We start from the raw sequence: 12,039 nt of genomic DNA on the forward strand, positions 1-12,039 counted from the left end.
AGTGAAACTCCTTCAGTTGAGAGGACCACTTACACAGACCATCTGACACGCCCTGAGTGCGATCTGCGGACCACCCTTCTCGTTGACGAGCCGTGACGGTTCCACCGGTTACGGCATGTGCCCGACTTCCCCCTGCAGCTGGTCGACAGCAGCTATCTGGTCGTCGACGTGGCCCGGATCAGACCGCGATCACCGAAGGGCGGCACCTCAATCGCCCTCAGCAGGAGCCGATGATCACTCTTCCGGAACTCTGCGCCGAACCCCGAGGCGAGGCTGCTTCATCAACACACCGACGGACCGGCCATCGTCGCTTATCCTCGGCATCTCGGGACTGACCAGGGAGCTCGAGCATGCGCACCACACCGTCCCGGACGCCGCGATGACCGAACGCCGAAGCGAAACCATCCCCTCGCTTGACGCACCATCGGCAGGATGGCCGCCGCAGCGGCGGCCAGGTGCAGCCGGCAGCCAGGTTCTGCCTCGGACAGCCGTGGCGCTCGGTCTGGTCCTGACCCTGGTCGCTCTGCGCGCAGCAACCTCTGCCTCCCATGGCCTGGCCGATGCTCTGCAGGACTTCCTCACCCTCTCCATCAGTGTCGTGGTGGAGTCGCTGCCCTTCGTGGTCCTCGGCGTCGGACTGTCCGCCGCCCTGCAGATCTGGATGCCGCAGTCACTGTTCTTCGCCCTGCTGCCGCGGCGCCCGCTGGTGCGGCGGGCCGCCCTGTCGATGCTCGGGGTGCTGCTGCCGGTCTGTGAGTGCGGGAACGTGCCGCTGGCCCGCGGCCTGCTGGTCCGCGGACTGAGCGTCGCGGACGCGATGACGTTCCTGCTGGCGGCGCCGATCCTGAACCCGATCACCATCGTCGTCACCTACCAGGCGTTCGGGTTCTCCGACGGCATCTTGTTCTGGCGGGTCGTCGGCGGCTTCGCAGCCGCGAACCTGGTCGGGTTCGTCTTCAGCCGCCACCAGCGGCCGCAGGAGCTGTTGACCCGACAGTTCCAGGTCACCTGCCAGACCCATGACCATCCCGCCCACGAGGCTCGGCCGGTCCAGGCGCTGCGGCTGTTCGCCGCCGAGACCAGTGCGATGCTCCCCGCGCTGTTCGTCGGTGCGGCGGCGGCGGGCGCCATCCAGGTGTTCGTGCCTCGGAACCTGCTGCTGCTCCTCGGACAGAACCCGCTGTGGTCGGTGGTCGCGCTCATCGTCCTCGCCTTCGTGATCGCGATCTGCTCCACCGTCGACGCCTTTTTCGTCCTGTCCCTCGGCTCGACCTTCACCCCCGGCGCCGTCATCGCGTTCCTGCTGTTCGGTCCGATGATCGACATCAAGATGATCGCGCTGCTGCGGACCACCTTCACCCCTCGCACCCTGGCCGTCCTCACCACCATCGTGACCCTCTTCGTTGCTGCCGTCGGCCTGGCGGTCAACTATGCGCGCTGACGAGCTCGTCCGCCGCTGGACCGGCCCCGCCCTCACCGCGGTCGGGGCGGTCGCCACTCTCTGGCTGACCGCTACCGGCCGGCTGTCGCTGTACATCCACCCCCGCTACACCCTCTTCACCGCCACCATGTCCGTGCTGGCCCTCGCCGCGGTCGTCGCGGTCGTCGCCCTGCGCGCCGACGGGGAACGCGACCACCACGACCACCCGCAGGACCAGGACGAACCGGGCGACGCCCACGATCTGGTCACGCGGGCCCCACGCTCCTCCCGGTGGAGCACGACCCTGCGGATCCTGATCGTCGCGGCGGCAGTGTGGGCGCTGCTGGTGGTACCCCCGGCCACGCTCAGCGCCACCGCCCGCCAGAGCCGGGCGCTGGTCACCTCCAGCCAGGCCCTCGACTCCGCCGACACCACCGTCCTCGCCGGCGGCGACCCGGCCACCTTCACCGTCAAGGACTGGGCCAACCTGCTCCGTCAGGGCGGACCCCAAGCCACCCTCGGCAAGCAGGTCGACGTTACGGGCTATGTCCTCGACCAGGGCGACGACAACGTGTTCTACCTGGCCAGGCTGATGGTGTCCTGCTGCGCCGTCGATGCTCAGCCCATCGGCATCCCCATCTCCCAGCCCGGTTGGCGCCAGCACCTGCGCCCCGGCAGCTGGCTGAGGATCACCGGCACCTTCGCCGGCAACCCCGACGCCGGCAACGACCTCCCAGCCCTCGTCCAGGTCGCCACCCTCGACACCGTCACCGAACCCAAACAGCCCTATGTCTTCTAACCCAGCCACGGCTGCCCCAACATCGGACCTCGCCAACACGAGCTTCCGGCGCACCGCCGGCCTGGTGATCGGCCTGCTGCTGGCGCTGGTGGCCGGCCTGACCGCAGCTGGCGCTGTCCGTGGACCACACCTCGTCCGCGCCGAGGTGAACACTGCCTCGGCCGTCGAGCACCCCGGGCAGCGCCTGACCCTGCGCCTCGACCAAGCCGTCACCGTGCCGACGCCCAACGACGTCACCGTTGACCCGACCACCCCCGTGGAGCTGACGAACCTGCCCACCAGCGCCGTGCTGAAGTTCACCACGGCCCTGCACTACGCGACGACCTACCGTGTCTCCCTCGCCGTCCAAAGCGCCGACACCGGTCGACGCTCGACCATCACCTCCAGCTTCACCACCCCCGAGCCGACCCTTTACACCCTGCAACGCGCCTCTGCAGATTCGACGCAAGCCGGGGCCGACCCGGGAGCCGTCGCCGGTCCGCCTGACCGCATCGTCCGTAGCGTCGTCGGCTCAGCAGGGTCGACGGTGGTCCGCACCCAGCCCCACATCCAGGAGTTCGCCATCGCCGAGCCCCAGATGGCGGTCGTCACTGCCGACGCCGACGGCATCGGCAGCATCCAGGTCGGACCGACCGACAGCCCCGACAAGACCCGCACCGTCACCGAAGGCGAGAGGATCAGCGACCTCAAGTCCTCAGGCCCCAACGGCATCTTCGGCTACATCGCCGTCAACGAGACCGCCGCCACCGGCCCCACCGCCCTCAACACGGTCCAGCTGCGGCTGTTCGCCCCCGGCGCCGACGCCCGACCCGTCGACGTCACCGGCCTGGACGGGAAGCCCGTCCAGGTGGCCGACTGGTCCTTCGTCCCCGGCACCACCCTCGTGGTCGTCCAAGCCACGAACTCGGCCATGTACCTCGTCGACCCCTCCCGAGACGGCCACGTCACGCCTCTCGGCGGCCACCTGACCCTGCACGGCCTCGGTCGCGGCACAACCCTCCTCGTCGAGGACGAGGACACCAAGCTCACCACCATCGATCTCGTCACCGGCGCCACCACCCGACTGCCACCCTTCAACGTCCACGGCGGCGGGCTGCCGCACGTGCAGCCACTGCCCGACGGAACCAGCTACGCCGGCTTGCTGCTGACCCTCACCGGTCACGACCAGCTCCGCTACTCAGTCGTGGTCCTGCACGGACGGAAAGCCCGCACCCTTCACCGAGCGCCTGCCGACACCACCGCTGACGCCATCTGTCTGTCCAGCAACGGGGAGTACCTCCTCCTGCAAACTCGTCCCGCCGACGCCTCCCAAGCCGACGACACCGGCGCCGCCAACACCGTTATCGACATCGCCACCGGCCAGACCCTCCTTGAGGCCGCCGGATCTGACGCCAGCTGGTGCCACTGACTCCTGCTCAGCTGCGGCCGGTGGAGTCGGCTGCGGTTTGGACGAGGTCGCTGCCGGCTGCCGGTCGCAGGTGCACGGGACCTTCGGCAACTGCTCCGGCGGCACCACCCCCTGGGGCACCATCCTGTCCGGTGAGGAGAACGGCAACGGCTACTTCGTCGCCGACCCGGACGCGCCCGACAGCTCCGCAGCCGCCCGGCGCCACAACAAGCAGCTGCTCACCGAGGGGCGACCTGTACGTCGCGCGCTTCTCCGGAGCCCAGCGACCGGGCAGCGACACCCTCGGCCGGGGGACCTGGGTCCCACTGACGCTGAACGGTGAGTCCACGGTTCCCGGCACGAGCGTCGACGAGGTGCTCGTCTTCACCGCTGCCCGCCGACATCATGAAGGCCACCCCGATGGACCTTCCTGGCCGTGCCGAACGAGGCCGAGACCCTACGGCCGGTCACGGCCGGTCATCCGCGACCAGGACGGGTCGGTCTTCGTCGCGCTGCAGCACCCCGGCGAGGGACGGGAAGCCGACCTCCCACTTCATCGACGAGGACGCGGTCGCCGCCGGACACCCTGGCCGGAAAGCACCACGACAAGCGCGATGACGGCGGATTCCTGCGACGCCTGCGGCCCTGACCGAAGGCGATCAGGCCTGCGTTGCCGCGCCTCCGCGAGATAGGAGAAGGAGGCTCCCACGGGTTTGATCGGAACCGGTCGATGTCGAGCAGCATCCTGTCAGACTCGTTCGCATGTCCGTACCCGCGACGCCGCCCGGGACCAGCCGGTCTGGACCGGTGCGCTGCCTGGTGGGGCTGACCCTCGCACTCGTCGTCTTGTCCCTCGCCGCAGCAGGCCTGTACGCCGTGCGGGCGGACCAGGTCGGCACGTTCGCCTTCCGATTCCTGGTTAAGAACCTCTTACTGGCATGGGTGCCATTCGGGCTTGCGCTGGGTGTGGCCGCGGTTCATTGTCGTCGAGGGTCGCGCCTGCTGCTGGGGGTCTTGGCGGCGGGCTGGCTGGTCTTCCTGCCCAACGCGCCCTACATCGTCACCGACGTAGTCCACCTTCGGCCGAGAACTGGCGTGCCGCTGTGGTTCGACGTTGCCGTCTTCGGCACCTTCGCCACCGCAGGTTTCGCGCTCGGCCTGGCTTCCCTGCTCGTCGTCCACCAGGTGGTTGAGGCTCGCGCCGGGCGCGCCAGTGGCTGGGCGGTGGCCATCGGATCGTTGGTGCTCAGCGCCGTCGGGATCTACCTGGGACGCGTCCTGCGCTTCAACTCCTGGAACGTGGTCACCGACCCTCAGCGGCTGGTTCTCGTGGCTTCGCGTCGGCTCGCCGACCCGCTCGGCAACCTCTTCTTGTTGCAGTTCGGCTTGGCGATGTCGGCCGTGCTGGTGACTTCCTACGTGATGACGTGGGTGCTCGCGGGGGCCCTCCTCAAGCCGGTTCGCGGCCTGAGCACCCATGTCTGAGGGATGTGATTCCGAGCGGTGATGACCTCGTTGGTCGTGCTGGTCACGCAGCTGCCGCTGAGCTTGATGAACCTGTTGGTTGCCAGTTGACGGCCTCGCGCTCGGGTCGGGATGTCGAGGGGATCGTCTCCTCTCACGTGCGAGTGCGGGTTGCACCTCCGGGCGACGGGACCATCCCGCTGGGCTTTTCCCTCTCGGTGCAGAGCCGGTAGCACCTGCCGCCGACGAATCCGACAAGACATCGAGAATCGGTCGCCTGGCTCACGTCGTCGTTTCCCTGGTCAGCAGACCTCGCCGACGACAAGTTGCACGAGTTCCTACCGGACCGCGGAGCGGGGCTGCCGGACCGCGGAGCCGCGGTCCGGCCACCCGGCGCTACCCCCCGGCCGGGGCAGTCACGACGGATGCGAGAGTGGGATTGACGGCGTTCCTCGCCGCATCCAATCACCCCGCTGCGGGCGGGAATGAGAGACGGAGGACCGATGAGCGAAGCACCGAGCGAAGGCGCAGCAGACCTCGAGGGCCCGGCCGACGGCGGCGCCGACGGCATCACGGGGATCCAGGACGGCGGCGCGGACGGTGGGGCTGAAGGCCCGGCCGACGGCGGCGCCGACGGCACCCCCGGCGTCCAGGACGGCGGCGCGGACGGTGGAGCCGACGGCGGCGCGGACGGTGGGGCTGAAGGCCCGGCCGACGGCGGGGCGGACGGCACCCCCGGCGTCCAGGACGGCGGGGCGGACGGTGGGGCTGAAGGCCCGGCCGACGGCGGCGCGGACGGCACCCCCGGCGTCCAGGACGGCGGCGCCGACGGTGGCGCCAACTGATCGCCGCCTTGACCTCGTTCGATGACGGCGTGCCCGGACCGGTGGCCGGGCACGCTGTCCTTCCCCGGCTGATTGCTGTCGACCCCGAGACTTTCGCGGCCGACTACTGGGGGCAGCGTCCACTGCTGACCACCGCTGCAGAGCTCCCCCAGCCCTTCGACGACCTGCTGAGTGCCGCAACGATCGACGAGCTCGTCTCCGAGCGCGGGTTGCGGACGCCGTTCCTCCGCGTGGCCAAGAACGGCAGCACGCTTGCTGAGCACGCCTTCACCGCCCCGGGCGGAGTCGGGGCCGGCATCGCCGACCAGGTGAGTGACGACAAGCTGGTCGGCCTCTTCGCCGACGGCGCCACGATGGTGCTGCAGGCGCTGCACCGGGTGTGGCCGCCGATCCTGCAGCTCTGCCAGCAGCTGGCCGGTGAGCTCGGCCACCCCGTCCAGGCCAACGCCTACGTCACCCCACCCCAGAACCAGGGCTTCAGCAACCACTACGACGTGCACGACGTCTTCGTGCTGCAGATCGAGGGCGAGAAGTGCTGGCGGATCCACCGGCCCGTGCTCGACTCACCGCTGCGTGACCAGCCGTGGACCGACCGGCGGTCGGCCGTGTCCGCCCGGGCTGCCGAGGAGCCGATGCTCGAGGCCGTGCTGCGGCCCGGTGACTGCCTCTACCTGCCGCGCGGGTTCCTGCACGCTGCCACCGCCCTCGGCGGCGTCAGCACGCACCTGACGATCGGCGTGCACACCTGGACGCGGTACGCGCTGGCCGAGCAGCTGGTCGCGCAGGCCCTGCGCACGGTGGCCGGCGACCCGGAGCTCCACAGCTCCCTGGCCCTCGGGATCGACCTGCACGAGCCGGGAGCCCTACGGGAGGACGTCGATGCGGTCTGCGGTGCTCTCATCGGCGCCCTCGGCGCCCGCGACCTGACCCAGGTCTCCACGGCTCTGCAACGCAGCAGCCGCGGCAGCCAGCGGGCCGCTCCCCTCGGTCCGCTCCACCAGCTGCGTACGGCTGAGGAGCTGCAGCCCGACACCGTGCTGGTGCTTCGCGCCCACCTCGCGGCGTCCTTCGACCAGACGGGTACACCGAGCGTGCTGCGCAGCCGGGCCGGTGAGCTCACCGTCAGCGAAGACGACGTACCGGCGGTCAAGGCGCTGCTCGACGCCGGCCAGGCGGTCGTCGCCGACCTTGGCCCCGAGCTCGCCCGGCGGCTGGTCCTGGGCGGCGTCCTCACCCGCCCTGTCGCCCGGGCGTGATCCGCTGTGCGGTCGCGGCCGGCCTGAGGTCTGACCCGCTGGCCGGATCGGCACCGCCGGCCCGGCGTTGGCTGCTCCTCGAGCATCCCGGACCCTGGCCGGTCGACGCGGTCGCCGGTTCGGGGATCGACGCCGACCTGCTGGCCGAGCTGACCGGCGCGGCTCAGCGCACCCGGACGCGGATCCTGCTCGTCCGGCGGCCGGGCCGGGCGGCCCCGACCCCGGAGCGGCAGTGGCTGCTGCTGACCGACGGCCGGCCCACCGTCACCGGCCGGTGGTCGGTCGATGACGACCTGCGTACGGCGCTGGCGGCCGTCGCCGCCCCGCCGCCCCCTGCGGTGACCACCCCTGCGGCGCCGGTGGTCCTGGTCTGCGCGCACGGCGTGCACGACGCCTGCTGCGCCATCCGAGGTCGGCCGGTGGCGGCCGCGCTGGCCGCCCGCTGGCCAGACGAGGTCTGGGAGTGCAGCCACGTCGGCGGCGACCGCTTCGCCCCCAACGTCGTGCTGCTGCCGGACGGCTTCTACTACGGGGGCCTCGATCCTGACAGCGCCGTGGCGACGGTGGCGGGGCACCTCGCCGGTCAGGTCGACGCCGGAGCCCTGCGGGGGATGGCCCGCTACCCACCGGCCCAGCAGGCGGCCGTGGTCGCTGCCCTGGCCCGCTACGGGCCGCTACCGTCGGACGGGGTCCTGGTCACCTCGGCCCGGCACGAGGGCGGCTACGGGTCGGCAGACTCACGGACCTTCGTCGAGCTGGCGGTGGGTGGCGTCGCCTCGACGGTCCACGCCGAGGTGGTCGCCCGGCGCCGACCGCCGGCACAGCTGACCTGCCGCGCCGCCCGGGACGCTGTCGCGACCGAGTACCGCGTCGTCCGGCTCGACTGAACCGTGAGCGGTCGGGCCACAACCCGAAACCCGAACAGCAGAATGGGCCGGCAGCGTCTCCGCCGGCCGACCCACCCATCACTGGAGACGGTGTTCGATCCCCCGATTTTCCCTCGTCACCAGTCGCTGAACACTGGCAAGGTTACGGGCCCGTGATCACCCGCGCAGCAAAAACGCGCGATTTGTCCGCATGCGGACATGTCCGATTGAGGACAGACGAATGCCAGGGGTGAGGCGCCGTCGCGACGGGTAGCGGGTGGGAACGTGCAAGACGACCATCCCACATCTCTCATCCGTCGCACCAGGGACTTCCGTCCCGACTTCTCACAGCCGGACGCGCAGGATCCGGTCGTCGTGGCGGCCCGGGGTGACGCGGCCGTCGGTGTTGCTGGTGGTCATCCAGAGCGCGCCGTCCGGGGCGAGCACCACCGAACGGATCCGTCCGTGGTCGCCTGCGAAGTAGGCCTTCGGCTTGCCGGCTGAGGTCTTGTCCAGGCTGACGGCGAACAGACATCGGCCCTGCAGGGAGCCGACGAAGGCGGTCGAGCGGGTGATGGCGAGGCCCGCAGGCGAGCAGCTGCTGGTCGGCGACCAGGTGGCTGCCGGGGAGCGGAACCGGTCGTCGGAGGACCGTCCCTCGACCGCGGGCCAGCCGTAGTTGCCGCCCCGGCGGATCTGGTTGAGCTCGTCGGCCCGCTTGTCGCCGAACTCGGTGGCCCAGAGCCGGCCTGCGGCGTCGAAGGCGAGGCCCTCGATGTTGCGGTGGCCGTAGGACCAGGTGCGGTTGCCGTACGGGTTGCCCGACGCCGCCCTTCCGTCGGTCCGGATCCGCAAGATCTTGCCGGCCAGGGACGACCGGTCCTGGGCGAGCCCGGACTGCTCGGCGTCCCCGGTCGAGACGAAGAGGGTGCCGTCGCGGGCGAACAGCAGCCGGCCGCCGTGGTGGTGGGTGCTGGTCGGGATGTCGGTGAGCACCGGCCGGGGCTTTCCCACCTTGTCGCCGGCCAGGCTCATCCGGACCACCCGGTTGTCCGAGCCACTGGTCAGGTAGGCGAAGAGCGTGTCGGGGTCCCCCGGCGCCAGGGCGAGGCCGAGCAGGCCGCCCTCCCCCAGGCCGGACGGTGCCGCCACCCCGGCCACCGTGCCGAGCGTGGTCGTCTTGCCGGCGGGCGTGACCCGCAACAGCCGCGCGGTCCCCCGCTCGCCGACGACCGCGTCCCCTGAGGGCAGGAACACGATGCCCCACGGCACGTCCAGGTCATCGGTGACCGTGCCGGCCAGCGCCGGCTTGGGCGGTCCGGTCGGCGACGGACTGGCGGTGGGTGACGGGCTGGCGGTCGGTGCCGGGCTCGCCGTGTCCGACGGGCTGGCCGACGACGAGCCGGTCGGACTCGGTGCGGCACTCCTCGGGCCCGCGGCCGACGACGCCGCGCTGCTCGGGGCGCTGTCGACGACCGGGTCGGTCGAGCAGCCGGCGAGCGCCGCCCACGCGACGCCGGAGGAGCCGAGCAGCAGCGTGCGGCGAGAGACCATGGAGTCGATTGTCACCCACCAACCCAGCAGGGGCCTGCCAGACGGCGAGGCCCTGCTGCGGGCGGTACTCCACGTCAGGCTGGCTGGACCCTACGCGCCGGCTGGGCGGGCAGCACGTGGTCGGCCAGCTTGTCGGTGCTCAGGCAGAGCGAGCAGACGTACGCGTCGTGGGTCTGGCAGGCGGCCATGTCCGGCCGCTCGTAGTCGGTGTGGCAGACGTGACACGTCAGCTCCACCGCCGACGGGTTGCCGTTCTCGTCCTCCATCGGCAGCTCGATCCCGTCGTCGGAGCGCAGCGGGTCGGCCGGGTCAGCGCGCCGCAGGTAGTAGCGCCCCTTGGTGGCCACGGCCAGGATCGGCGGCAGGACGAGCGCGAGCCCGATCGCCACCAGCGGCGAGTACGGCTGGACCGCCGACCCGAGGGCGCCGAAGAAGGCGAGGATGGAGACCCCGGCCGCGACCAGCATCGAGCCGAAGCCCACCGGGTTGAACGCATACAGCATCCCGCGCCGGAACTCCGGCTTCAACGGCGACAGCTTGAGCACGAGCTTGTTGAACGTGATGTCGGAGGCGACGGTCACGATCCAGGCCATCCCGCAGTTCGCGTAGAAGCCGAGAATGGTGTTCAAGAAGCTGAACATGTTCGCTTCCATCAACACCAGCGCGACAGCGAGGTTGAAGGCCAGGAAGACCAGCCGGCCCGGGTAGTGCCTGGTGATCCGGGTGAAGGAGTTGGTCCACGCGAGCGAACCGGAGTAGGCGTTGGTCACGTTGATCTTGACCTGGCTGATCACCACGAGAACGACAGCCAGCGCGAGCGCCAGCCAGCCCGGCATGATGTCGCGGTAGATCTCCAGGAACTGGTGCACCGGCTGGTTCGCCACGGCGGCCCCGCCGTCGATGTTGGCGATGATGTAGACGGCGAGAAAGAGCCCGATGACCTGCTTGAGGGCGCCGAAGATCACCCAGCCGGGTCCGGCGAGGACGACCGCCCGCCACCAGCGGCGGGAGTTCTCCGGCGTTCGCGGCGGCATGAAACGCAGGTAGTCGATCTGCTCGGCGATCTGGGCGATCAGGGACAGGCAGACCCCCGCCGCCAGCATCACCGAGCCCAGGTTGGTCGTGCCCTGACCGTTCTCACCGCCGTACGCGAAGAAGGTCGAGACCGACTCGGGATGGCTGACCAGCAGGTAGACGAAGGGGATGACCATCAAGATCAACCACAGCGGGGTCGTCCACAGCTGGAGCTTGGTGAGCACCTTCATGCCGTAGATCACCAGGGGGAAGATGATCAGGGTCGAGACGGCGTAGCCGGCCCAGAGCGGGACGTTGAGGCCCAGCTTGAGGCCCTGGGCCATGATCGAGCCCTCGAGGGCGAAGAAGATGAAGGTGAACGTCGCGAAGATGACGTTGCTGACCACCGAGCCGTAGTAGCCGAAGCCGCTGCCGCGGGTGATCAGGTCGAGGTCGAGGTTGTAGCGGGCGGCGTAGTAGGCCAGCGGAAAGCCGGTCAGGAAGATCACCACGGCAAAGACCACGATTCCCCACAGGGCGTTGGTCGTGCCGTACGCCATACCGATGTTCGCCCCGATCGCGAAGTCAGCGAGGTAGGCGATGCCGCCCAGCGCCGAGATGGCCACCACGCCCGTAGACCAGCGGCGGTAGTGCCGAGGCGCGAACCGCAGGGTGTAGTCCTCCAGCGTCTCCTTCGTGCCGGTGTCGTGGGGCTGCGCGTCGCGGTCGGTCCGCAGCGCCGGCTCGGCTGGGGGTGCGGTATCGGATGTCATGGTGCTCCCGGGGGACTGGGGTGAGGTCGGTGTCCACCTCAGCATCGAGATCGGTCGTTACGTAGGAGTTCCCGCGGGGTTAAGACCGCGATCTGTCCACCGTCGAGCGCATTGCGGGAGAAGCCTGGCGCCAACGCGCATCTGTTGGAGGCTGATTTCCAGAGCACTTTCTGGCTCGTTTTCGGCGGTTGCGGCAGTGCCGCCCTCGCCGCGACGTTCCTCACCGACGACGACGTGCAGCTCGGTATTGGCTTCGTCGGGTGTCGCCGGCTTTCGGTCTCACCGTGCTCACGGGCGTAGGCCTTCGGCCACGTCTCCGGCGGCCCCTTCAACGTCAGCGAGAAGGAGGGCAACCCGGCCCTCACCATCGGCCTCGCCGTCGCGAAGCGATTCCAGTGGCGGGGCGTGGCGGCCTACATCCTCACCCAGGTGGTCGCGGGGGTCGCCGGCCTGGCGCTCTACGCGATCGCCTCCGGCACGTCGGGCTTCAGCGCCAGCGAGAGCGGCTTCGCCTCGAACGGCTACGCGGTGATCACCGGGGCGGACCGCTCCGAGGTCGACGAGGGGGTCGCCAACAACCCCTGAGAGACGTCTCAACCCCGACCGTGTGGGTAGAGGGGTCGCCGAAGCGCGGTTGCCCTCGACGGGTCTCCCGGACGGC

The 12,039-nt window shown here is 70.2% G+C and carries 10 protein-coding genes and 1 pseudogene; 9 read left to right on the plus strand and 2 right to left on the minus strand.

The annotated features are described in order from the left end of the window. The first annotated feature begins 490 nt into the window (after positions 1 to 490). From ACFE76_RS16695 to ACFE76_RS16730, 8 genes are all read left to right on the plus strand, one after another. On the plus strand, positions 491 to 1,441 hold the full coding sequence (locus ACFE76_RS16695) for a permease (protein ID WP_375432903.1): 951 nt from the start codon (positions 491 to 493) through the stop codon (positions 1,439 to 1,441). Continuing rightward, positions 1,431 to 2,219, plus strand: coding sequence for a TIGR03943 family putative permease subunit (locus ACFE76_RS16700; protein WP_375432904.1), 789 nt, complete (start codon positions 1,431 to 1,433; stop codon positions 2,217 to 2,219). The genes ACFE76_RS16695 and ACFE76_RS16700 overlap by 11 nt, the downstream gene beginning before the upstream one ends. Further along, the gene (locus tag ACFE76_RS16705) at positions 2,209 to 3,627 is read left to right on the plus strand and encodes a hypothetical protein (protein WP_375432905.1); all 1,419 of its coding nucleotides are present in this window, start codon (positions 2,209 to 2,211) and stop codon (positions 3,625 to 3,627) included. The genes ACFE76_RS16700 and ACFE76_RS16705 overlap by 11 nt, the downstream gene beginning before the upstream one ends. A gap of 37 nt (positions 3,628 to 3,664) precedes the next feature. Continuing rightward, a complete protein-coding gene (locus ACFE76_RS16710) occupies positions 3,665 to 3,949 on the plus strand; it encodes an alkaline phosphatase PhoX (protein WP_375432906.1) in 285 nt (94 codons plus the stop codon). A gap of 419 nt (positions 3,950 to 4,368) precedes the next feature. Next, a complete protein-coding gene (locus ACFE76_RS16715) occupies positions 4,369 to 5,091 on the plus strand; it encodes a DUF1361 domain-containing protein (protein WP_375432907.1) in 723 nt (240 codons plus the stop codon). Between the two features lie 482 nt (positions 5,092 to 5,573). Continuing rightward, on the plus strand, positions 5,574 to 5,915 hold the full coding sequence (locus ACFE76_RS16720) for a hypothetical protein (protein ID WP_375432908.1): 342 nt from the start codon (positions 5,574 to 5,576) through the stop codon (positions 5,913 to 5,915). A gap of 29 nt (positions 5,916 to 5,944) precedes the next feature. Continuing rightward, positions 5,945 to 7,171 (plus strand): cupin domain-containing protein, encoded by a 1,227-nt coding sequence (locus tag ACFE76_RS16725; RefSeq protein WP_375432909.1) that lies wholly within the window; start codon positions 5,945 to 5,947, stop codon positions 7,169 to 7,171. Beyond that, positions 7,168 to 8,058, plus strand: coding sequence for a sucrase ferredoxin (locus ACFE76_RS16730; RefSeq protein ID WP_375432910.1), 891 nt, complete (start codon positions 7,168 to 7,170; stop codon positions 8,056 to 8,058). The genes ACFE76_RS16725 and ACFE76_RS16730 overlap by 4 nt, the downstream gene beginning before the upstream one ends. 324 nt (positions 8,059 to 8,382) lie before the next feature. Here the strand turns inward: ACFE76_RS16730 and ACFE76_RS16735 are convergent, their stop codons facing one another. Further along, a complete protein-coding gene (locus tag ACFE76_RS16735) occupies positions 8,383 to 9,591 on the minus strand; it encodes a PQQ-dependent sugar dehydrogenase (protein WP_375432911.1) in 1,209 nt (402 codons plus the stop codon). A gap of 74 nt (positions 9,592 to 9,665) precedes the next feature. Then, positions 9,666 to 11,378 (minus strand): purine-cytosine permease family protein, encoded by a 1,713-nt coding sequence (locus ACFE76_RS16740; RefSeq protein ID WP_375432912.1) that lies wholly within the window; start codon positions 11,376 to 11,378, stop codon positions 9,666 to 9,668. 318 nt (positions 11,379 to 11,696) lie between these two features. Between ACFE76_RS16740 and ACFE76_RS16745 the strand changes: the two are divergent. Continuing rightward, positions 11,697 to 11,963, plus strand: a pseudogene (locus ACFE76_RS16745) (aquaporin); the annotation flags it as partial. Between the last annotated feature and the right edge of the window lie 76 nt (positions 11,964 to 12,039).

The organism is uncultured Friedmanniella sp. (assembly GCF_964244005.1).
Lineage (GTDB): Bacteria > Actinomycetota > Actinomycetes > Propionibacteriales > Propionibacteriaceae > Microlunatus.

Coding starts and splice junctions, on each gene's coding strand:
- ACFE76_RS16715 (WP_375432907.1), top strand. CDS start 4,369: ATGTCCGTACCCGCGACGCCGCCCGGGACCAGCCGGTCTGGACCGGTG.
- ACFE76_RS16700 (WP_375432904.1), top strand. CDS start 1,431: ATGCGCGCTGACGAGCTCGTCCGCCGCTGGACCGGCCCCGCCCTCACC.
- ACFE76_RS16705 (WP_375432905.1), top strand. CDS start 2,209: ATGTCTTCTAACCCAGCCACGGCTGCCCCAACATCGGACCTCGCCAAC.
- ACFE76_RS16740 (WP_375432912.1), bottom strand. CDS start 11,378: ATGACATCCGATACCGCACCCCCAGCCGAGCCGGCGCTGCGGACCGAC.
- ACFE76_RS16735 (WP_375432911.1), bottom strand. CDS start 9,591: ATGGTCTCTCGCCGCACGCTGCTGCTCGGCTCCTCCGGCGTCGCGTGG.
- ACFE76_RS16720 (WP_375432908.1), top strand. CDS start 5,574: ATGAGCGAAGCACCGAGCGAAGGCGCAGCAGACCTCGAGGGCCCGGCC.